The following is a 21,475-nucleotide window of genomic DNA, read 5'->3' as shown; positions in this document are numbered from 1 at the left end:
AGTTTCTGGACCAAATTCCAAATTAAATTGCATGACTTCAATCTCCAAAAAAATATATTTCGCTTCCGATCAGCATTTTGGTGCGCCTACGCCTGAGTTGAGTTTTCCTAGAGAACAAAAATTTGTAGCTTGGCTAGACGAAGTGAAGAAAGATGCAGAAGCCATTTTTTTATTGGGTGATTTATTCGATTTTTGGTTCGAATACAAAACCGTGGTTCCCAAAGGATTTGTTCGCGTTTTAGGTAAATTGGCCGAGATTCGCGATAGCGGTATTCCGATTTATTTTTTCGTCGGAAATCATGATTTATGGATGAACGATTACTTTGAAAAAGAACTGAATATTCCCGTTTTTCATGACAATCAAGAATATACTTTTCATGGAAAAACCTTTTTAGTAGGACACGGAGACGGAAAAGGACCTGGAGATTTGGGCTACAAACGCATGAAAAAAGTGTTTACCAATCCGTTCTCTAAATGGCTGTTTCGTTGGTTGCATCCTGATCTTGGTGTTGGACTAGCACAATACCTTTCGGTAAAAAACAAGTTAATTTCTGGAGCCGAAGATGTTACTTTTTTAGGCGAAGACAACGAATGGTTGATTCAATATGCTAAACGAAAACTAGAAACCAAGCATTATAACTATTTGGTTTTTGGACACCGTCATTTGCCAATGAAATACACCGTTGGAGAAAACGCTGAATACGTCAATCTAGGCGATTGGATTAGTTATTTTACTTACGGCGTTTTTGATGGAACTACTTTCGAAATCAAAAAGTGGGAGGGAACCAATTAAGAAATTACCACTTGTTAAGGCTTCTAATAATCCAAAGATTTTACTTTTTTTGATTCTGTTTTAATTGCTATTTTTCGTGAGCTTCTAAATCTTTTTGTAAATCCAGCTTTCTAAAAGTAGGGGATACGAATCCAGTTACCAATACCGTAAGCAAGGTCATACTTCCTCCAAAAACTACGGCTGTTACGGTTCCCATTAGTTTTGCCGTAACACCACTTTCAAAAGCACCCAATTCGTTCGACGAACCCACAAAAATGGAGTTCACTGCGGAAACGCGTCCGCGCATATCATCAGGTGTTTTGAGTTGTAAAATCGTTTGGCGAATCACCACTGAGATACCATCAAAAATGCCACTAAAGAACAACGCAACTACCGAAAGCCAATACAAAGTAGAAAGTCCAAAGACGATAATACAAACCCCAAATCCAAAAATAGCAATCAAGAGTTTCATTCCAGCATTTTTGTTCATAGGCACATAAGCCGATACAAACATCGTTATAAAAGCACCCACAGCTGGCGCCGCTCTTAAAACGCCAAATCCTTCAGGACCAACTTTTAAAATATCTTGGGCAAAAATAGGCAACAAGGCTACCGCTCCGCCAAACAAAACCGCAAACATATCGAGTGACAATGAAGATAAGATAGCGGGATTGTTGAATACAAATCGCACACCCGCTTTCAAACTTTCTTTAACGGGTTCCCCAATTTTTTTATTCAAAATAGGTTTCGATTCAATTTGAGTCAAAGCGATGATTGAAAAAATTGAAAAAGCAATTACAATGCATAACGACCAATGCACACCAATCCAATGGATAGAAAAGCCTGCAACCGCTGGACCTACTACAGAACCTACTTGCCAAACAGAAGAACTCCAAGTGGCAGCGTTAGAATAGGCTTTTTTGGGAACAATTAGCGACAAAAGTGAAAAAATGGTCGGCCCTAAAAAGGAGCGTACAATTCCTCCTAGAAAAACCATGAAGTAAATGGCATACAAAACGGTATCCATATTCCAACCTGAAACTACAGGAGGCCAAGTCAACAAAAACAAACCAATACTAATTACTGAAAAACCGGCGATACATTTAAAGAGCAAACTTTTTTTCTCTTTTTGGTCAACAATATGACCCGCAAATAATGCCATTGCTACGGCTGGAATAATTTCCATAAGGCCAATAATTCCTAGCGATAAAGGATTTTTGGTTAAGCTATATACTTGCCATTCAATAATGATAAATTGCATGGACCAAGCAAAAACCATAGCAAATCGTAACAGTAAAAAAGTATTGAATTCTCTATAACGCAAGGCAGCGTAAGGGTCGTTTTTTGTTTTCATTTTTAGTTTCTAATGTCTTTCAATCGCAATTGTAATTCTATTTTGTCGTTCCATTCATTTTCGTCTATGCAATAAGCGGCTTCGAAAAGTTGTTTGTTTTTTACTATTTCGTGTTTGCTTCCCAATCCAAAACCAATAGCAGGAATTCCTTCCGAACTATTTTGGCGCACAAAAAGTTTCAGATGTTCTTCTTCTTTTCCCATCGGTTTTCCATAACCCGTATCAAATACATTTTTTGTCGCAAAAACAGGGGTCATATTTTGAGGACCACAAGGTTCAAATTGTTTTAAAATGCGTGTAAATTTAGGGGTAATTTCTTCAAAATGGACAACAGCATCGATAGAAAGTTCGGGTTGAAGTAATTCGGGGGCAATGGTTTCTTGTACTACTTTTTCAAAGGCTTCCTTAAAAGCTGCATAATTTTCTGGTTTCAAAGTCATGCCGGCGGCGTACATGTGGCCTCCAAATTGTTCCAAATGTGCTGCGCAAGCTTCGAGTGCATTGTACACATCAAATCCTTTTACGGAACGGGCTGATGCGGCATATTTGTCGCCACTTTTGGTAAACACCAAGGTAGGGCGATAGTAGGTTTCTATCAATCGAGAAGCGACAATTCCAATCACCCCTTTGTGCCAAGTTTCCTGAAAAACCACTGTGGTAAATCGGTTTTGTTCGCCGTTTTCTTCAATTTGCGTCAGCGCTTCTTTGGTGATTTGTTGGTCCAAATCTTTGCGTTCGGCATTATAGGCTTCAATTTCAGAGGCAAATTGCTGGGCTTGTTCAAAATCAAATTCGGTCAACAATTCTACGGCATGATTTCCGTGTTTGATGCGACCTGCAGCGTTAATTCTCGGCGCAATTATAAAAACCACATCCGTAATATCGAGCGTTTTTTTCTTGAGTTGATGCGTCATCGCCTTAATTCCAGGACGCGGATTGCTATTAATCACCTGTAATCCAAAATGTGCCAAAACCCTATTCTCACCCGTCATCGGAACAATATCAGCAGCAATTGCGGTAGCCACCAAGTCCAGATACGGAATCAAATCATCTATGGTTTGGTTACGGTTAGCTGCCAATGCTTGAATGAGTTTAAAACCAATGCCACAACCACACAATTCGTCGTACGGATACTCACAATCAGTTCGTTTCGGGTCTAAAATTGCTACGGCATCAGGTAAGTTGTCACCAGGACGGTGGTGGTCGCCAATAATAAAATCGATATTCTTTTCTTTGGCATACGCCACGTGATTAATAGATTTTATCCCACAATCTAGCGCTATAATTAGTGAAAAACCGTTGTCATCGGCAAAATCAATTCCTTTAAACGACACTCCGTAACCCTCATCATAACGGTCCGGAATATAAGTCGCAACATTTGGGTAAAAACTTCTCAAATAGCCCGAAACCAAAGAAACAGCCGTTGTTCCATCCACATCATAATCTCCAAAAACCAAAATATTTTCCTCATTTTCTATCGCTTTTTCAAGCCTTTCCACCGCTTTGTCCATATCTTTCATCAAGTAGGGATTATGCAAATCGTTTAGTGAGGGACGAAAAAATTGTCGGGCTTCCTCGAATGAAGAGATGCCTCTTTGCAGTAATAATGCGGCAATCGTTCTAGAAACTTGTAAGGCTGTCGCTAATTCATTTATTTTTTCTTCTTCGGGTTTGGGTTTGAGTGTCCAACGCATTGTATTTTAGGTTTTATAACTTGTTAATTAGGCGTATAATTTATTTTTTTAGGAACCAAAGCAAAAGGCTTTTTCAGGAAACACGGGGCCCGCTATCCGCTATATCTTTGTTTTTTTAAAGAAAAAAACAAAGGATGCCGCTGCTATCGGGGTTAAAGAGCCACAAATTGCCTTTTTGTTGGCATTTTAAAATGGTCTTTAGATATATTTAGAACTATTTTTGTTATCTATAAATAACATTTTTTTCTAAAATCGTTATCTGTAAATAACAATTATTGTTGTTTCAATGTCAAAGGCTCTCCATAAAAAGCGATGCCATCCCAACCTGTTTTCATAAAATTGCGAATGTTTTGATGGTCTGTACCTTCTGGATTTTTCAAGACGTCTTCAGTATAATAGGCTCCAAAACAAGCTAATGTTGCTTCTGGAGACAATTGCTGTAATTCAGCAAAAGCAAACAATTTACAAGAGCCGTTATTTTCGTTGGTAGCATTATGTTGTAAGCCGTTTTCGAAAGCTGTTGGTTCAAAATCATAATGCGCTTCAATAACCGCGATAGTTTCTTGAAAGGTAATCGCGTTTGGGGTGTTTTTTAATTTTTCTAAAAAAGCAGTTATAGTCATGATTAAATTGATTTTTAATTAAAATAAGTACTACAATAGTGTGCCGCTTGAATGGCTCCTTCCATATAACCGGGATGTACGGGGGCCGTTTCTGAGCCAGAAATAAAAAAGCGGTTGTCAAAAAATGGTTGTTTATAGATAGTGTGCCCGTTGTTTTGGTGTGCCATAATTAAAGAAGCGTAAGGTGCAAATGTGTAGGGTTCCTCTCTCCAAACTTTTTCGAAATAATGGGTAGCATTTTTTACTTCTTCTCCCAAAATACGTTGCAATTGGTTTTCTATTTTTTGTTTTCGTTCTTCAGGAGTTAATGTTGAGGCACCTCCATTTAAAAAACCTTTTAATGCATAAAAAGAGCTGTCAATTGTGCTGTGGTCATACATTTCTTGTACCCAATTCACGTGGCTAAAAACCGTCCCTGAATATCCTTTTTCTTTCCAAAACGGATGTTTGTAGACTAAGCCAAATTTTATAGATTCACCCATCCAAGTATGCGTTTTTTGAGCGATTGCTGTCAAATCAATTGGCAATTCTGGTTCAAAATGCACGGTACTCACCAATAAATTAGGTGGTAAAGTACTCACAACATAATCGGCTTCAATTTGTTTACCACTAGCCGTCTCAATGATAATTTTTAATTGGTCATATTTGATTTGACACACCTTTTCATTAAGCTGTATCGAACCCGAATCAAGATTGTTCTCTAAAGCCGCAATTAGTTGGTAGGTTCCACCATCAATTCGGTAAGAAGGTGCTTCGTAATCAGGAATAGAAAAACGTTGCGGCTCGTGGGCATTAGATGTTTCAAAAAAAGAAATACCAGAAGTATATTGTTTAGTATATGAAATAGTAAGTTCCTGTAATAAATTCAAGAGTTTATGATGGGTATCGTTACACCAAGTGGCTCCCATTTCAATGCTCCCTATTTTGTCTACATACCGCGTATCTATTCTTCCACCAATACGGTTATTAGCCTCAAGTAGTACAGACTTTATGCCTTTTTTCTTGAGCAAATACGCTAGCGTAAGACCACACAAACCAGCTCCAATGATATGAACTGTAGGTTGTTTCATTTAGTCGATAGTATTTTCTGAAAATTTACTTTTTTTGGTTTCTTTGGTTATGGGTTTTCCCCCAACCACCACTACAATTTCGCCCCTAGGTGCGGTTTTTTCAAAGTGAGCCAGCACTTCTTTTACCGTTCCGCGTACGTTTTCTTCATGCATTTTAGATAATTCTCTTGAAACACAAACGGGACGGTCTTCACCAAAATAAGTAATAAATTCACTTAAAGTCTTTACTAATTTGTGTGGAGAAACATAAAGAATCATCGTTCTCGTTTCTTCGGCCAAAGCCAAATAGCGAGTTTGTCTTCCTTTTTTATCAGGTAAAAAACCTTCAAAAACAAATTTATCATTGGGCAAACCACTATTGACTAAAGCAGGGACAAATGCAGTTGCGCCTGGCAGACATTCTACCGCAATGCCATTTTCAATACAAGCTCTAGTAATCAAAAAACCAGGGTCCGAGATGGCGGGCGTTCCAGCATCCGAAATCAAAGCGATGGTTTCGCCTCCTTGCAATCGACTAATTATGTTTTCGATGGTTTTGTGCTCATTATGCATGTGATGGCTGTGCATGTGCGTGCTAATCTCAAAATGCTTGAGCAATTTGCCACTGGTTCGGGTGTCCTCGGCCAAAATCAAATCAGCTTCTTTGAGAATGCGAATCGCTCGAAACGTCATGTCTTCGAGGTTGCCAATTGGAGTAGGTACGATATATAGTTTAGACATATTTTAAAAAGTTAAAACACGAAATCCGCAATAAAACGAAGTTCGTGTTTGATGATGGGGTAGTGATTTATACAGAGAGTAGAATCAGTTATAAGAATTTCTTCTCTACAATTTCCATGAATCGATTGGCATAATCGTCTTTTCCTTCCCAGTTGTTATAATCTGGTTTTACCATTTCGTCAATAAACGTTTTGGTTTCATAAAAGTTATTAAAACTATTCAACTGACTCAACACGCGATTATAGTCTTCATTGCTATTGCCAAAAAGATGTTTTACAAAACCTATGCGGTCATTTAGGTCAATGGCAATTCCTTTGGCTAATTTTTCATTTAATGATTTTGCTTTATTTTCTTTTTCTTCGGTAAGCGTTTCTACTTTGTCAAAGGCCAAATCGAATGAGGTATTTGTTGGATTGGTTTTTAGAGTCTCAACAGCGTCTACTTTTACGAATTGTGCTTCGGAATAGTTTCCGCCTAATAGCTCTTCAAATGAAATTTGAACGGCTTCATTTTTCTTTTGTTCAATTGCTATGCTTGGTTGCGTTGCCGTTTCATTTATGACTTCTGATTCATCAATTGATGGAGCAAAAGAGATAGGAGTTTTTTCTTCAATTTCGTTGGTTGCTGTTTCGCTAGTAATCGCTTCCAAAATACTTTCTTCGGGAGCAATAGTATCTAGCAATTGGTCTACAATTGAAACCGTTTTAATGGCAGTTTCTTGCTCAGTTTCTATTACAGCTTCAGTTGTTGGGATTTCAGTTTTTATTTCAGGTAAATCAAAAGCTTTTTCAATTTCTGCTTCAATTGCAGCCTGACCTATAGTTGGTTTGATATCCCCTAGGTTTTCTTCGACAAACTTTAAAATCGCCAGTTTTTCGTATAGTTTTTGGGTTTCTAAGAACAGCACATTCACATCCGATTTGTTTTTAAGTTGTAGAATTCTGTGCGCAATGCTAACTAAATCAGCCTCCAATCTTTTTTTCATAACTTTTGGTATTATAGTGAGTAGGGTGTGTCTTTTTTAATAAATTTGTTGCCATTACAAAGTAATAAAAACTATTCATTTTTAAAGGTAGAAAAATACAAAATGTTTCTCGAAAATACAGTAAATCATAAAGAACAATTTGGTTGGATAGAAGTCATATGTGGCTCCATGTTTTCGGGTAAAACAGAAGAACTCATTCGCAGGCTTAAACGAGCTCAGTTTGCCAAACAACGAATTGAAATTTTCAAACCGACTATCGATACGCGTTATCACGAGGAAATGGTGGTATCGCACGATGAGAATGAAATCCGTTCTACACCCGTTCCTGCTGCTGCCAATATTGCACTTTTGGCGCAAGGATGTGACGTTATTGGCATTGACGAAGCTCAATTTTTTGATGACGAAATTGTTACGGTCTGTAATGATTTAGCCAATCAAGGAATTCGCGTAATTGTGGCTGGGTTGGATATGGATTTTAAAGGGAATCCTTTCGGACCGATGCCTGCATTGATGGCTACTGCGGAATATGTTACCAAAGTACATGCAGTGTGCACTCGAACAGGAAATTTAGCAAATTACAGTTTCAGAAAAACAGATAATGACAAACTCGTTATGCTTGGGGAAACCGAGGAATATGAACCCTTAAGTCGAGCCGCTTTTTATCACGCGATGCACGACGATAAAGAAAAGAAATAATCTAAAAATATAAAACCCTTTCTAGTACATACTTGAAAGGGTTATTTTTTTAATTGAATATTTCGGCTAATTGAAAATCTAAGTCGGGAAATAATTTACTTTGAATCGAATCTTCTTCAATTAATGGATGCATTCCTATGAATTGATTTTCTTTCAGGACATAAATAAAAAGGGTTTTATCTGCTGGGTTTACAATCCAATATTCTTGAACGCCGGCTTCTTCATACAAGTCAAATTTATACTTCATTTCTTTGTTGGAATTTCCTGGTGATAAAATTTCAATGACCAAATCAGGAGCTCCAATGGCCCCTCTTTCATCAATTTTTGTTTCGTCACAAATCACACACAAATCTGGTTGTACAACTGTAAAAATTTCTTGGTCTAGAGTCGACTTTTTTTTATCTATTAGCCTTACATCAAAAGGAGCAGCAAATAAATTGCATTGATGAGGTTTGAAAAAATTATACAAAATTCCAGCAAGTTCCATTGAGATTCTTTGATGGTTAGTGCTAGGAGCTGGACTCATTTTGAAAATTTTTCCTTTAATCAATTCCAATTTCTCTTGAAATTGCCAAGTTAGATAATCAGCATAAGAGTAGGTCTTATTAAGGTCTAATTCGTTAATATCCGTTATCATAATTCTTTGTTTTGGGTAAAGTTACAAAAAAAGAGTTGCTTTGTTTATTAATAGTGAATGAAGCCTCACAAGGGTTGAAGTATAACAAACTACTACATTTTCTTTCTCATTCTTGCCACTGGAATATCAAGTTGTTCTCGATATTTTGCAATTGTTCTTCTCGCAATTGGATAGCCTTTTTCTTTTAAAATTTCAGCCAATTGGTCATCGGGAAGTGGTTTGTGTTTGTCTTCTTCTTCGATAGTGTTTTTTAGAATTTTCTTGATTTCTAAAGTTGAAACTTCTTCACCTTGGTCGTTCATCATTGCTTCGGAGAAAAATTCTTTAATCAATTTGGTACCGTAGGGTGTTTCTACATATTTGCTATTGGCCACCCTAGAAATTGTCGAAATATCAAGACCAACCAAATCTGCAATGTCTTTCAAAATCATTGGTTTTAACTTGGTTTCATCGCCATCTAGGAAAAATTCTTCTTGGTAATGCATAATGGCATTCATCGTCACAAAAAGTGTTTCTTGACGTTGACGAATGGCATCAATAAACCATTTCGCCGAATCTAATTTTTGTTTGATAAACTGTACCGCTTCTTTTTGTTGTGCCGATTTGTCTCTTGAGTCTTTGTACGTTTGCATCATTTCTTGATAGTCCTTAGAAACGTGCAATGATGGAGCATTTCGCCCATTCAACGTTAATTCCAATTCACCATCCACAATTCTGATGGCAAAATCAGGAACAATATTTTCGGTGACTTTACTATTGCCTGCAAAAGAGCCTCCTGGTTTTGGGTTCAGTCGCTCAATTTCGTATATCGCTTTTTTTAATTGCTCGTTAGAGACACTGTATTTTTGCATCAATTTATCGTAGTGCTTTTTGGTAAAAGCATCAAACTGATTTTCGATAATATCAATGGCTAATTCAATATATTCTGTAGGTGTTTTATGTTTGAGTTGTAGGAGCAAACATTCTTGCAAATCTCTTGCGCCAACTCCTGTGGGTTCCAATTCGTGAATAACGTGAAGAAGTCTATCTACATTTTTTTCATCGGTATAGATTCCTTGTGTAAAGGCTAAATCATCTACAATATCAGGAATGCTTCTTCGAATGTAACCCATATCATCAATACTTCCCACTAAGAATTCTGCGATTTCTCGGTCTTCTTCGTTGAGAATAAAAGTATTGAGTTGGTTGATTAAGTCTTGATGAAAACTGATAGGAGCAGCATAGGGACTTTCGCGGTCTTCATCGTCGTCGCTATAATTATTGACTTGCGTTTTGTAATCTGGGATGTCGTCACTACTTAAGTAATCATCAATATTGATGTCATCAGCTTCTATTCTATCTGATTCTGCATCATCATAATCGTCGTAGTCTTCAGATTCAAATTCGTCTTTCTCGTAGTCGTCTTCTTTGCCTGCTTCTAGAGCCGGATTTTCGTTCATTTCTTCTAACAAACGTTGTTCAAATGCTTGCGTAGGCAATTGAATTAACTTCATCAACTGAATTTGTTGTGGAGATAATTTCTGTGATAATTTTAAATTTAAAAATTGCTTTAGCATTTTTTTTAATAGTTTAAAGGTTTAAGGTTTAAAGGTTTAAAGTTGTTGTGTTGTAGGTAACAACTTTAAACCATTTTAAACAACAGTAAACTTTTTTAAAATTCCGCATTCATTGGTGTTCTTGGGAAAGGAATCACGTCACGAATATTCGTCATTCCAGTTACAAACAATACCAATCTTTCGAAACCAAGACCAAAACCAGAGTGTACTGCAGAACCAAAACGTCTAGTATCTAAGTACCACCACAATTCTTCTTCGTCTATACCTAAGGTTTTCATTTTTTCTACCAAAACATCGTAGCGTTCCTCTCTTTGTGAACCTCCTACGATTTCTCCAATACCAGGGAAAAGAATATCCATTGCACGAACTGTTTCTTTTCCAGGTTCTGTATTGTCGTTCAAACGCATATAAAATGCTTTGATATTGGCTGGATAATCAAACAAAATCACTGGACATTTAAAGTGTTTTTCCACCAAATAACGTTCGTGTTCTGATTGTAAATCCGCTCCCCACTCGTTGATGATATATTGGAATTTTTTCTTCTTGTTCGGAGTTGAATTTCTCAAAATGTCAATTGCTTCCGTATACGAAACGCGTTTGAAATTATTTTCCAATACAAAGTTCAATTTCTCCAACAAAGCCATTTCACTTCTTTCGGCTTGTGGTTTTGATTTTTCTTCTTCTAACAAACGCCCTTCTAGGAATTTCAAATCCTCTGGACATTTATCCATTACATATTTAATCACAAATTGAATGAAATCCTCAGCCAAATCCATATTGTCTTCCAAATCATTGAAAGCCACCTCTGGCTCAATCATCCAAAATTCTGCCAAGTGACGAGAAGTATTTGAGTTTTCAGCTCTAAACGTAGGACCAAAAGTATAAATCTGACCCAACGCCATTGCAAACGTTTCACCTTCTAATTGTCCAGAAACCGTCAAGTTGGTCTCTTTACCAAAGAAATCTTTTTTGTAATCTACTTTACCTTCCTCAGTTCTTGGTGTGTTGTCAAAAGGCAAAGCGGTCACTTTAAACATTTCACCCGCACCTTCTGCATCCGAACCAGTAATAATTGGCGTGTTCACATACACAAAACCTTTCTCTTGAAAATACGTGTGCACTGCGTGAGCTAAAACCGAACGCACACGCATAATCGCGCCAAAAGCATTTGTTCTTACTCTCAAATGCGCATTCTCACGCAAGAATTCCAAAGAGTGTTTCTTAGGTTGCATTGGGAATTTCTCCGCATCTGAGTCGCCAAGAATTTCCAATTGCTGTACCTGAATTTCATATTTTTGACCCGCACCTTGGCTTTCTACTAACGAGCCAATAACCGAAATAGCAGCGCCAGTTGTAATGCGTTTTAGTGTCTCATCTGGTGTATTTTCAAAATCAACCACACACTGAATATTATTAATAGTAGAACCGTCATTCAGCGCAATAAACTGATTATTTCTAAACGTTCTCACCCATCCTTTTGCATTCACTTCCTGAAGCGTCGTTGTACTGTTTAATAAGTCTTTAACTTTTGTGTGTTTCATCTTAATTTTAGATTTTTAGATTTAAATACGCGCTCAAAACAAAAATCGGTGCTTTAAGCGTTATGCAAATATAATTGTTTTGTGTTTATTTTTTAGGAGCTATTTCCCGCTTTTCGTTACAATCTTGTTCAATAAATACTATTTTTCTAAGCCAAAAAAGGAGCTTCCGCTGGTCGCTCTTTTTCGTCAAGAAAAATTAGTCTTTATTTTCACAAGGATTTCCACTACAATCAGGGCTAGGGCAGTAGGAAAACCAGTCATTTCTTGGTTTACAACCCTTGCAGCAATTGGTGACTTACCTCATTTCCGCTAATGGTAATGAGGTATAAATTTCCAAAAACAGTATCATCAATTGGCGCATACACCTTTTGATTGATGATTTTATTTGCCAAATCAGGCGTCGTATTGCTATGACCTACAATCAAAATAGCTTGACCTTTGTGTTCATTTTTGAGTTTTTCAATGTCGAGAGTTTTTGGGTCATATTTTATAATCTCCAAATTTTTGCTTGTAGCTGTCGGAGTTGCGGTTTGCACTGTTCTCAAATAATCAGTGCTGTACACTGCTTTTAGCGGAACTTGAGTTAAAACTGTTTTCCAATGTTCGGCACGCTCCAAACCCGCTTTAGACAAATCAGGATTTTTAGAGTTGTCTACTTTTTCGGCGTGGCGAATCAAGTAAATTGTAGTCGTTTGGCCAAAAGCACCAAGCGTTAAGAACATTAAAACAAAAACGTATAGTATCTTTTTCATAAACAGCTATTTATTTTTTATCGTTGGTTAGCGAGTCAATCTCTTCATCAGAACGCTCGATGATGTCAATCTTGGGTTCAATAAATTCTTGTTCATTGGCCAAAGTTTTGTTCAAAGTCAACACCAAAGCGGGGAGTAACATCAAATTCGACAACATACCAAATAATAACGTCAACGAAATCAGTCCGCCTAAAGCAATAGTACCGCCAAAACTAGACAGCATAAACACCGAAAATCCAAAAAACAACACAATCGAAGTATAAAACATACTCAATCCCGATTCGTTAAACGTTGCATACACTGATTTTTTGATTTTCCAGTTGTTCTTCTTCAATTCTTCGCGGTATTGCGACAAGAATCGGAGGGTATCATCTACCGATAGTCCAAAGGCAATCCCAAAAACCAAAATAGTCGAAGGTTTTAAAGGAATATCCAAAAAGCCCATTAAACCAGCCGTTAAGAATAAAGGCAATAAATTAGGGATGATAGAAACCAATATCATTTTGAATGAACGGAACATAAATCCAATCAAAAGCGCCGTTAAGAAAAAGGCAAAAATCAGCGACGAGAGCAAGTTGTCAAGCAAGTAGCCCGTCCCTTTTTGAAATACCAAAGCCTTTCCAGTTATGATAACATTGTAGCGTTCTTTTGGAAATAGTTTATCCGCTTTCTTTCTAATTTCGGCCTCGATTTTAGCAATTTGGTCACCGCTTTCATCACGCATAAAGGTGGTGATTCGGGCATATTGACCAGTGCTATCCACGTAGCTTTTCATTAAGTTTTCTTTGCTATTGGCTGTAGCATTTTTGGCATAGGAAAGGATAAAAGCTTGTTCTTGGGACGTTGGCAATTCATAATAGTCAGGATTGCCATTATAATAAGCTTGTTTAGAATACTTCACCAAATTCACAATCGAAATAGGCTTCGATAATTCGGGGATTTCCTCAATCGCAGTTTCTAGTTCTTCCATACGTTTTAGAGTAGATAGTTTCATCACTCCTTTTTTACGTTTGGTGTCAATCATTATTTCGAGAGGCATCACACCATCAAATTCTTTTTCAAAGAAAACAATATCTTGAAAGAATGCTTCTTTTTTAGGCATATCTTCAATCAAACTTCCCGAAATGCGCATTTCATAAATACCAATAATACTGAATATTAGTAACGCTATTGAAGCGACATAAATTGAGAAACGATTGGTTTTGATGGTTTTCAGAATCCAATCCATAAATTTTTTCACGGAACCTCTGTCCAAATGTTTGAGATGTCTTTCTTTAGGAGGATTCAAGTAACTGTGAAAAATTGGAATCAATATTAAACTTAAGAAAAACAAAGCCATAATATTGATTGAGGTTACCACGCCAAATTCCAACAGTAAATTATTATTGGAAGCGACAAAAGTGGCAAAACCAATGGCTGTGGTCAAGTTGGTCATCAAAGTAGCCATTCCAATTTTGGTGGTAACTCTTTGCAGGGCTTTGGCTTTGTTGCGGTGTACTTTAAATTCCTGATGGTACTTGTTGGTCAAGAAAATACAATTCGGAATCCCAATTACAATAATCAACGAAGGAACTAATGCCGTCAAAATGGTAATTTCATAGTTGAATAAGCCCAGAAAACCAAACGACCACATCACACCAATAACAACAATTACGATAGAAATTAAGGTAGCTTTGAAACTTCTAAAAAAGAAGAAAAACAATAATGAGGTAATCAATAACGAAGCGCCAATAAAAATACTAATCTCGTCGGTAATCGTTTTGGCATTCAGAGTTCGAATGTAAGGCATCCCTGAAACGCGAAGGTCAATTTTGGTTTCCTTTTCAAAAGTGGTTATCGCAGGGATTAATTTTTCTAAAACAAAGGTTTTGCGAGCCTTAGTGTTCACGATTTTTTTGTCCATATAAATCGCGGAGCGAACACTTCCAGACCTTTTGTTGAACAATAATCCTTCATAAAAAGGAAGGTCATTGAACAACTCTTTTTTGATAGTTTGCAGGTATTTTGAATCAAGAGCCTTTGATTCGTCAACAAAAGGAACCAATTCGAATGTTTCTAAAGCTTCGTTTTTTTGCAGTTTTTTCAAATCATTTAGCGAAACGACTAAGTCTACCTCCTGATTTTTTTTGATGGTATTCATCAATTTACTCCAAGCAGCATAGGCTTTTGGCGTAAAAAAAGTGGAGTCTTTAACTCCTATAATTATCAAATTCCCTTCTTCTCCAAATTTATTCAAAAAGGCATTGTATTCTACATTCGCAATGTTGTCATCGGGCAACATATTCGCTTCGGTAAACGTAAAATGAATATTTTTCCATTGTAGCGCCAAAAAGACCGTTATCGCTGCAATGATAGAGAGCATTAAAATTCTATTTCTAAGGACAATACGGGCAATGAGTTCCCAAAATCCCAAACTAAACCATTTAATCATTTTCTGAATTTAAAAGGCTGCAAAGGTAACGAAACCGCTATTAAAAAAGGAGGAAATACAGGGTTAGATGGCAGTTTTTTTAAAAGCTTTGTGAAATTCTTTAAATTTTGGTTAATATTCTCACTCTTGATATAATTGTTATATTTGATTTTCTCATCTTTGTTAAATGAGCATTTCATTACTTTCTAAAACATATAAATGAAGAATTACAAAAATACCTTGTTTTATCTAGCGGTTACTGGAGGTTTCTCCGCCTTAATGTATTGGATTATACAAAACGGAAAATTACTAGAAGGGACGGATGTTAAAAAAACAACAGTTGGGTCAAAAGACGCTTGGCTGGATTTTATTGCTTCAATGCAACATAGTTTTCAAGAACCTTTAGCCATACTTTTGGCTCAAATTATTACCATAATTATTGTTGCTAGAATCTTTGGTTGGATTTTCAAAAAAATAGGACAACCTTCTGTAATTGGTGAAATCATTGCGGGTATCGCGTTAGGACCATCCTTGTTAGGAACCTATTTGCCTGAGTTCTCGGGGATTTTATTTCCTGTAGAATCTTTAGGGAATCTAAAATTCCTAAGCCAAATCGGATTAATACTTTTTATGTATGTCATTGGGATGGAATTAGACCTGAAAGTACTAAAAAACAAAGCCAACGATGCCGTAGTGATTAGTCACGCTAGTATTATTTTTCCGTTTACACTCGGAATTGGTTTGGCGTATTTCGTGTATGACCAATTTGCTCCTGATGGAGTAAAATTCCTTTCGTTTAGCTTATTTATGGGAATTGCAATGAGTATAACAGCATTTCCTGTTTTGGCAAGAATCGTTCAAGAGCGCGGTATTCATAAAACCAAATTGGGTGCCATCGTAATCACTTGCGCCGCCGCCGATGATATTACGGCTTGGTGTATTTTGGCTACGGTAATCGCCATTGTAAAAGCGGGCTCTTTTGTAAGTTCTTTGTATGTCATTTCTTTGGCAATCGGATTTGTGCTGATTATGCTTATGATTGTAAAGCCTTTCCTTAAACGAATTGGAGATTTATACGGAACTAAAGAAGCGATTAGCAAACCCGTTGTAGCTATCTTTTTTGTCACACTTATTATTGCGTCTTATGCTACAGAAGTAATCGGAATTCACGCGCTTTTTGGAGCTTTTATGACTGGTGTGATTATGCCCGATGTAGCTAAATTCAGAATCGTTTTTATTGAAAAAGTAGAGGACGTATCCGTTATTTTACTTTTGCCTTTATTCTTTGTATTCACAGGTTTACGTACCGAAATTGGTCTAATCAACGACCCTTATTTATGGCAAGTAACGGGTTTTATCATCTTGGTAGCTGTAGTAGGGAAGTTTTTTGGTAGCGCTTTGGCGGCCAAATTTGTGGGCCAAAATTGGAGAGATAGTTTAACCATCGGCGCACTGATGAACACGCGAGGCTTGATGGAATTAATCGTACTGAATATTGGTTTAGAGTTGGGAGTGTTGACTCCAGCGGTGTTTACAATGATGGTAATTATGGCATTGGTCACTACTTTTATGACGGGACCAGCCCTTAACTTAATCAATTTTATCTTCAAGACTAAAGACGATGTTGAGGTAGAAGAATTGGAACAATCCAAAGTATATCGCGTTTTGATTTCTTTTGGCAACAACGAAAAAGGAAGGTCACTGCTGCGTTTGGCCAACAGTTTAGTTCGTAAACAAAAAGACGCTTCGGTTACCGCTATGCATTTGTCTGTTAGTAACGAAATGCATCCTTTTGCTTTAGAGGACAAAGAAACAGCGGCATTTTTACCTATTCAAGAGGAATCAAAAATCTTAAAACAAGAAGTAACCACCATCTTCAAAGCGACGGTCGACATCGAAACAGAAATCACCGATATCGCCAATCAAGGGGAATATGACCTCTTGTTAGTAGGACTCGGGAAATCTATTTTTGAGGGAACTTTGCTCGGAAAAGTGATTGGTTTTACGACTAGAATTATTAATCCAGAGCGATTAATGGATAAATTCACTGGAAAAGAAGGCTTGTTTGCCAATTCTCCTTTTGACGAAAGAACCCGCCAAATTTTGCTCAAAGCCAAGATGCCCGTTGGAATCTTAATTGACAAAGATTTACAAAAAGTAAACACCATTTTTATCCCAATCTTCAGCTCCGAAGACGCCTTCTTGATTGATTACGCTCAAAAACTCATCCATAACAACAAGTCCAAAGTAGTAGTTTTGGATGTCAACGGACATATCAAATCGAATTTTGTAATCGGTAGCGCCATAAGTTCATTGGAGCATAAATTCCCAAACAACATCACATTGTATGGCGAAAAAATCATCAAAAAAGAGTTCTTAGCCGAGCAAGATTTAATGATGATAAGTCTTGAAAGCTGGAAAGCACTTGTCGATTCCAGAAGCGTTTGGTTGAGCGGAGTCCCTTCGGTATTAATCATAAAACCATAGTATGAACTGGATTTTGTTACTAATTGCTGGCCTTTTCGAAGTAGGATTTACCACTTGTTTAGGCAAAGCCAAAGAAACACAAGGCACCGAAGCGACGTACTGGTTCCTCGGTTTTTTGGCCTGTCTCACCATTAGTATGTCCTTAGTTTACAAAGTCACACAAACACTTCCTATCGGAACCGCTTATGCTGTTTGGACAGGCATAGGTGCTGCAGGAACCGTTCTCGTTGGACTCTTAGTCTTCAAAGAACCCGCTACTTTTTGGCGTATTTTCTTCCTGCTTACCCTAATAGCCTCCATTATCGGACTAAAAATGGTTTCCGAACATTGAGTTAAATTTGGGCGTGTCACCATAAAAAAAAGAGAGCTACTCAACTAACTATTGAGTGGCTCTCTTTTTTTTATGGTGTCGGGCTCTACGCTATATCTCTAGGGGCGAACCCCGCCCCTAGAGGATGCCGCTTCTATCCCTCACGCACAATGTCGTTAAATTAAGGAATAATCAAATAATCTGATTGCTGATTTTTGAATAACGATTTTTGATTTCTGATGTGTAAACCATTGAAAAAAAAAGGCTTTTTTATTTATTAGCACAAAATCTAAAATGCTTCGCCAATTAGCTAACGCTCGGGTCAAGAATCGTTAATCTTCAATTAAAAATCTCCGCTTAATTCTATCTGTTACATCATTTATTGAAACTCAATTTTGCTGGTTTAGTTGTCATTCCGACGGAGGAGGAATCGCACAAATTACTCACATTATGTGATTCCTCCTCCGTCGGAATGACAAAAAGCCTTTAATAGTAGAATTAAGCTAAAATCTCTTAACTTAATGGCATTGTCCTCACGCAGAATTTTGCGAACTTTGCGTTTTTCCCTTTGCGAGCCTTGCGGTTAAAAGTAATTGCAAAATATAAGTCAAAGGTGAATTGTCAAAGCACCACTTTCTTGTAATCTGAGTTAGAATCCCAAATTCAAAATAAAGCTAATTTTCACCGCAATATTATCTTGAAATTTTGCCAATTGATTCGGCCCATAACGGTAAAAACCACTTAGCCCAATACCCTTATAAATTTGGTTCAACTCGATTCCTGATTCAAAATAGCCATCACGTAGGGTTTTGTAGTTAATGCCAACGTGCTGCTCTGGTTTTTCCATATCACCCAATCCCATTCGGCTCACCACTACCAAGTTGGGTTTCACTTTTTTCAACAAATGAATGCGATTAAAACTGTGCTTGAACTGAAAATAAGCAAACTTACTCGAGAAAAACTCATTAAAAAACATCGTTTCAAAACTGTTTTTACCCGCAAAAGTCACACGCTGAATAATCGTTTCTTTATTCAAATTATTCGGCGAGGTATTGTACAAATGCGTCAAAGGCAAGTCGCCAATAGTATAGCCTGCTTCAAAGAGCAAACTTGTTTTTTGACCGTTCAAGTAATTCTTTTGATATTCGGTTCTAAAATCGATTTTGCTAAACTCAAAATCATTGTTGCCCACATTGGGCAATGATTTGGTAAACTGAAACGTAAATTTGGGATATCTTTTTTCGGTTTCAATTCTTCCGGTTGGCGTTTGCATATAATCACTAAACGGATTCCAACGCAAGGAAACCATAGCCGTAGTCAAATTGTATTTCGTAAAAAGTTTGCCGTCTAGATTGTAGGCATAATTAAACTTTGGCTCCACAAAAGTGTTCGAGAGTTCCCAAATACTTTCCGTTTTTGGAATAAACTTGGTTTCTACGCCCGTTTTCCACGTTTGATAATGGTAAAAAGTACTAATGTTGATAGGTCTTGGGTCGTAAATTTTGAACGCTCTTCGGTCAACTGTCCAAGTGGTGCTCGCTATTTCTCGCACATCATCCGTAAATGAAACGCCCCACCAAGTATTCGAGAACTTATTGATTCGGGTGCCAATGCCTAAACTGTATTTAAAAGTCCCGTCTTTTGTGCCGTAAGCGCTATAGCCTTCTATTTTCCATTTTTTAGAAAAGCTATCATTGGTAATACCGCCAACACCTAGACGAAAACCTTCGTAATTGTTGAAACTCACAAACTTCCTTAAATCAAAATCAATCACACTAATGGGCACATAGCCATTGATGATTTTTCGACCAAAGAGCAGTTTGCTTTCAATGCCATTTTTTATCGAAATGCTATCTACGGCTGCATAGGTTTTCTGACTGCGCAAATCCAATTTTTCTTTTCTATACGCTTCCCAAAAGGCATCCGTTTGATTGATAGCGTCTTCTTGAATGTCAATAGCTATCGTTGGTTGTTTGATTTTGACAGCTTTGTTGTATTCTATATCAAAATTGTAGCTTTTAGAAATTAAATAACTAATATCGGTAGCTTCCTTTTTTCGCGGTTTGAATCCTTGTTCAACATCGCCATCAAACTGTATGGTTCCACCAAGAATTTTAATGTCATCATCGCTTTTTCCTTTCACAATTTGGAACGTCTTGGCCGATGGGAACCAAATTTTTTCCTCGGGCAAATACACAAATTCGTGAGTCCCGCTGATGTCCAACACGCCTTTTATGCGCATAATAGCTTTAGCAATCGCATAGGAAGTTGTGTCTATATATAAAACGCCTTCTAGTCCTGCTGCATTTTTCTTTTTCTTGTTTTTGAAATAAATCATATAGCTAGTACTGCCGTCAATGGCTACCGAATCCAGTAGTTTGTAATTGTAATGTTCTGGCGCGTCATCGGCTATGGGGCTATTGTATTTGGTTTCGAACAACTCATATTTGGGTTCGTAAATCGAAAAAGATTGCAAATTGAACGCTATGATTTCATAAATAGGTTGCTTGAAGCCAGCCATTTTGGTTCCTATAATTACTTCTTTTAAGTAGCTGTTTTGGTACTGAAAAAGCGATACTTTCTCCGTTTGAAACAAATGCTGCTTGCTAATGATTTCTTTAAACTTGTAGTTAGATGAATCTACTTTTACAAGTTCTCTACCATACGTTTTGTCTACAAAAACCGAATCAATTTTGCCGTTAATAGAGTCTGGATTGGCGGTAACTAGGAGTTTATTATAGGATTTAAACGAAAAGCTATTGTTTTTTTGCTGCGGATTATTGACGGATTTGGCCCCTATAGCTTTTCGAATAATTTGCAAAGCCTCATTTTCTTTAGGAATCAAGACTTCATTCAAATCGTTTGACTTTTCTTGTAAGGCCACGACATAAAACGTTTTGTTGGGCGTGATGATTTGTTGGAAGGGCGTGTAACCCAAATAAGAAGCCGTAAAATCCAAAATAGGATTGGGACTCAAGAGCTGGAATTTTCCATCTACATCCGAGATGGTTTGTACACCCGTGTTGCTGCTAATGCTCGCAAAAGGCAAGGGTTGATTGGTCTTCGCGTCTTTCACCAAACCATTCCATTGGAATTGAGCCTGAAGGGAGAACGTAAAAAGTAGCAACAACCAACTCAATTGCTTCATAAGCGTGTATTTTGAACCCAAGCGATTTTTGTATTAGATTGACAAAAATAGCATAAAAAAACCGTCTCCAAGATACTTTTGGAGACGGTTTTGTATATGTTTGTTGCGAAAGTTACACTTTCATAATTTCGGCTTCCTTAACGGCTAGCAATTCATCGATTTTTTTGATGAAAGTGTTGGTTAAGTTTTGTACTTGTTCTTCTGCACTTTTACAAATGTCTTCAGAGGTGCCGTCTTTTTCTAATTTTTTGATATCCGTATTGGCATCTTTACGAGCGTTACGAATTCCAATTTTGGCATCTTCGGCTTCGGCTTTGGCTTGTTTGGCCAATTCTCTACGACGGTCTTCTGTCAAAGGCGGAACACTAATGATGATTACGTCTCCATTGTTCATTGGGTTAAACCCTAAATTAGCCACCATAATTGCTTTTTCTATAGGGTGCAACATGCTTTTTTCAAAAGGTTGCAAAGTAATAGTTCTCGCATCTGGTACACTAATTTTCGACACTTGCGAAAGCGGTGATGCAGACCCGTAATAATCTACAAAAACACTTCCTAGCATTGCTGGAGAAGCTTTCCCCGCGCGGATATTCAAAAATGATTTTTCTAAATGCGCAATAGAACCATTCATGGATTCTTCTGTACTATCTAATATAAATTCAATTTCTTCAGTCATAATCTTATGTTTGTTGTTTGTTGTTGGTGGTTCGCAGTCAACTA

At 37.3% G+C, this 21,475-nt stretch carries 17 protein-coding genes; 4 read left to right on the top strand and 13 right to left on the bottom strand.

Annotated features, from left to right (window positions below):
- The first annotated feature begins 31 nt into the window (after positions 1–31).
- On the top strand, positions 32–793 hold the full coding sequence (locus ACSVH9_RS09600) for a UDP-2,3-diacylglucosamine diphosphatase (protein ID WP_438063528.1): 762 nt from the start codon (positions 32–34) through the stop codon (positions 791–793).
- Positions 794–860: 67 nt separating this feature from the next.
- Here ACSVH9_RS09600 and ACSVH9_RS09595 read toward each other — a convergent pair whose 3' ends face one another.
- The 6 genes from ACSVH9_RS09595 to ACSVH9_RS09570 form a co-directional block, all read right to left on the bottom strand.
- Positions 861–2,126 carry an MFS transporter gene (locus ACSVH9_RS09595; protein ID WP_438063527.1) on the bottom strand — a complete coding sequence of 422 codons (1,266 nt, stop codon included), beginning with the start codon at positions 2,124–2,126 and terminating at the stop codon, positions 861–863.
- Between the two features lie 2 nt (positions 2,127–2,128).
- Positions 2,129–3,820, bottom strand: a complete 1,692-nt coding sequence (recJ, locus tag ACSVH9_RS09590) for a single-stranded-DNA-specific exonuclease RecJ (RefSeq protein WP_438063526.1) — start codon at positions 3,818–3,820, stop codon at positions 2,129–2,131.
- Between the two features lie 272 nt (positions 3,821–4,092).
- On the bottom strand, positions 4,093–4,443 hold the full coding sequence (locus ACSVH9_RS09585) for a HopJ type III effector protein (protein WP_438063525.1): 351 nt from the start codon (positions 4,441–4,443) through the stop codon (positions 4,093–4,095).
- 14 nt (positions 4,444–4,457) lie between these two features.
- Positions 4,458–5,513, bottom strand: a complete 1,056-nt coding sequence (locus ACSVH9_RS09580) for a flavin monoamine oxidase family protein (protein WP_438063524.1) — start codon at positions 5,511–5,513, stop codon at positions 4,458–4,460.
- Complete coding sequence (gene rsmI, locus ACSVH9_RS09575) at positions 5,514–6,233, bottom strand: 16S rRNA (cytidine(1402)-2'-O)-methyltransferase (protein ID WP_438063523.1); 720 nt, start codon at positions 6,231–6,233, stop codon at positions 5,514–5,516. It lies immediately after the preceding gene.
- 88 nt (positions 6,234–6,321) lie between these two features.
- Complete coding sequence (locus ACSVH9_RS09570) at positions 6,322–7,218, bottom strand: hypothetical protein (protein WP_438063522.1); 897 nt, start codon at positions 7,216–7,218, stop codon at positions 6,322–6,324.
- Positions 7,219–7,320: 102 nt separating this feature from the next.
- Between ACSVH9_RS09570 and ACSVH9_RS09565 the strand changes: the two genes are divergently transcribed.
- Positions 7,321–7,914 carry a thymidine kinase gene (locus tag ACSVH9_RS09565; RefSeq protein ID WP_298296724.1) on the top strand — a complete coding sequence of 198 codons (594 nt, stop codon included), beginning with the start codon at positions 7,321–7,323 and terminating at the stop codon, positions 7,912–7,914.
- Between the two features lie 49 nt (positions 7,915–7,963).
- Here the strand turns inward: ACSVH9_RS09565 and ACSVH9_RS09560 are convergent, their stop codons facing one another.
- The 5 genes from ACSVH9_RS09560 to ACSVH9_RS09540 form a co-directional block, all read right to left on the bottom strand.
- On the bottom strand, positions 7,964–8,551 hold the full coding sequence (locus tag ACSVH9_RS09560; RefSeq protein ID WP_438063521.1) for a Uma2 family endonuclease: 588 nt from the start codon (positions 8,549–8,551) through the stop codon (positions 7,964–7,966).
- 92 nt (positions 8,552–8,643) lie between these two features.
- A complete protein-coding gene (gene rpoN / locus ACSVH9_RS09555; RefSeq protein WP_438063520.1) occupies positions 8,644–10,107 on the bottom strand; it encodes an RNA polymerase factor sigma-54 in 1,464 nt (487 codons plus the stop codon).
- Positions 10,108–10,202: 95 nt separating this feature from the next.
- Complete coding sequence (gene asnS / locus ACSVH9_RS09550; protein ID WP_438063519.1) at positions 10,203–11,648, bottom strand: asparagine--tRNA ligase; 1,446 nt, start codon at positions 11,646–11,648, stop codon at positions 10,203–10,205.
- 269 nt (positions 11,649–11,917) lie between these two features.
- A complete protein-coding gene (locus tag ACSVH9_RS09545) occupies positions 11,918–12,400 on the bottom strand; it encodes a SixA phosphatase family protein (protein ID WP_438063518.1) in 483 nt (160 codons plus the stop codon).
- 10 nt (positions 12,401–12,410) lie between these two features.
- Positions 12,411–14,831, bottom strand: a complete 2,421-nt coding sequence (locus ACSVH9_RS09540; protein WP_438063517.1) for an efflux RND transporter permease subunit — start codon at positions 14,829–14,831, stop codon at positions 12,411–12,413.
- A 198-nt stretch (positions 14,832–15,029) separates the two neighbouring features.
- Between ACSVH9_RS09540 and ACSVH9_RS09535 the strand changes: the two genes are divergently transcribed.
- The gene (locus ACSVH9_RS09535) at positions 15,030–17,297 is read left to right on the top strand and encodes a cation:proton antiporter domain-containing protein (RefSeq protein ID WP_438063516.1); all 2,268 of its coding nucleotides are present in this window, start codon (positions 15,030–15,032) and stop codon (positions 17,295–17,297) included.
- 1 nt (position 17,298) lies between these two features.
- Positions 17,299–17,628, top strand: a complete 330-nt coding sequence (locus ACSVH9_RS09530; protein ID WP_159689846.1) for a DMT family transporter — start codon at positions 17,299–17,301, stop codon at positions 17,626–17,628.
- A gap of 628 nt (positions 17,629–18,256) precedes the next feature.
- Here the strand turns inward: ACSVH9_RS09530 and ACSVH9_RS09525 are convergent.
- Together ACSVH9_RS09525 and frr are read right to left on the bottom strand one after the other, a co-directional pair.
- Entirely contained in the window at positions 18,257–20,755 is a 2,499-nt protein-coding gene (locus ACSVH9_RS09525; protein WP_438063515.1) for a DUF5686 family protein, read from the bottom strand.
- A gap of 112 nt (positions 20,756–20,867) precedes the next feature.
- Complete coding sequence (frr, locus tag ACSVH9_RS09520) at positions 20,868–21,431, bottom strand: ribosome recycling factor (protein WP_024981875.1); 564 nt, start codon at positions 21,429–21,431, stop codon at positions 20,868–20,870.
- Positions 21,432–21,475: the final 44 nt, after the last annotated feature.

Origin of the sequence: Flavobacterium sp. RSSB_23 (genome assembly GCF_051547145.1) — a bacterium.
GTDB lineage: Bacteria > Bacteroidota > Bacteroidia > Flavobacteriales > Flavobacteriaceae > Flavobacterium.
The sequence above is the reverse complement of the archived record's forward strand: the minus strand, read 5'-3'. Positions and strand labels throughout refer to the sequence as shown.

What these genes read in the sequence shown, in the direction of transcription:
- ACSVH9_RS09570 (WP_438063522.1), bottom strand. Translation starts at nt 7,218, where the DNA reads ATGAAAAAAAGATTGGAGGCTGATTTAGTTAGCATTGCGCACAGAATT.
- rpoN (WP_438063520.1), bottom strand. Translation starts at nt 10,107, where the DNA reads ATGCTAAAGCAATTTTTAAATTTAAAATTATCACAGAAATTATCTCCA.
- ACSVH9_RS09545 (WP_438063518.1), bottom strand. Translation starts at nt 12,400, where the DNA reads ATGAAAAAGATACTATACGTTTTTGTTTTAATGTTCTTAACGCTTGGT.
- recJ (WP_438063526.1), bottom strand. Translation starts at nt 3,820, where the DNA reads ATGCGTTGGACACTCAAACCCAAACCCGAAGAAGAAAAAATAAATGAA.
- ACSVH9_RS09535 (WP_438063516.1), top strand. Translation starts at nt 15,030, where the DNA reads ATGAAGAATTACAAAAATACCTTGTTTTATCTAGCGGTTACTGGAGGT.
- ACSVH9_RS09560 (WP_438063521.1), bottom strand. Translation starts at nt 8,551, where the DNA reads ATGATAACGGATATTAACGAATTAGACCTTAATAAGACCTACTCTTAT.
- ACSVH9_RS09580 (WP_438063524.1), bottom strand. Translation starts at nt 5,513, where the DNA reads ATGAAACAACCTACAGTTCATATCATTGGAGCTGGTTTGTGTGGTCTT.
- ACSVH9_RS09595 (WP_438063527.1), bottom strand. Translation starts at nt 2,126, where the DNA reads ATGAAAACAAAAAACGACCCTTACGCTGCCTTGCGTTATAGAGAATTC.
- asnS (WP_438063519.1), bottom strand. Translation starts at nt 11,648, where the DNA reads ATGAAACACACAAAAGTTAAAGACTTATTAAACAGTACAACGACGCTT.
- ACSVH9_RS09530 (WP_159689846.1), top strand. Translation starts at nt 17,299, where the DNA reads ATGAACTGGATTTTGTTACTAATTGCTGGCCTTTTCGAAGTAGGATTT.
- ACSVH9_RS09585 (WP_438063525.1), bottom strand. Translation starts at nt 4,443, where the DNA reads ATGACTATAACTGCTTTTTTAGAAAAATTAAAAAACACCCCAAACGCG.
- rsmI (WP_438063523.1), bottom strand. Translation starts at nt 6,233, where the DNA reads ATGTCTAAACTATATATCGTACCTACTCCAATTGGCAACCTCGAAGAC.
- ACSVH9_RS09600 (WP_438063528.1), top strand. Translation starts at nt 32, where the DNA reads ATGACTTCAATCTCCAAAAAAATATATTTCGCTTCCGATCAGCATTTT.
- frr (WP_024981875.1), bottom strand. Translation starts at nt 21,431, where the DNA reads ATGACTGAAGAAATTGAATTTATATTAGATAGTACAGAAGAATCCATG.
- ACSVH9_RS09525 (WP_438063515.1), bottom strand. Translation starts at nt 20,755, where the DNA reads ATGAAGCAATTGAGTTGGTTGTTGCTACTTTTTACGTTCTCCCTTCAG.
- ACSVH9_RS09565 (WP_298296724.1), top strand. Translation starts at nt 7,321, where the DNA reads ATGTTTCTCGAAAATACAGTAAATCATAAAGAACAATTTGGTTGGATA.
- ACSVH9_RS09540 (WP_438063517.1), bottom strand. Translation starts at nt 14,831, where the DNA reads ATGATTAAATGGTTTAGTTTGGGATTTTGGGAACTCATTGCCCGTATT.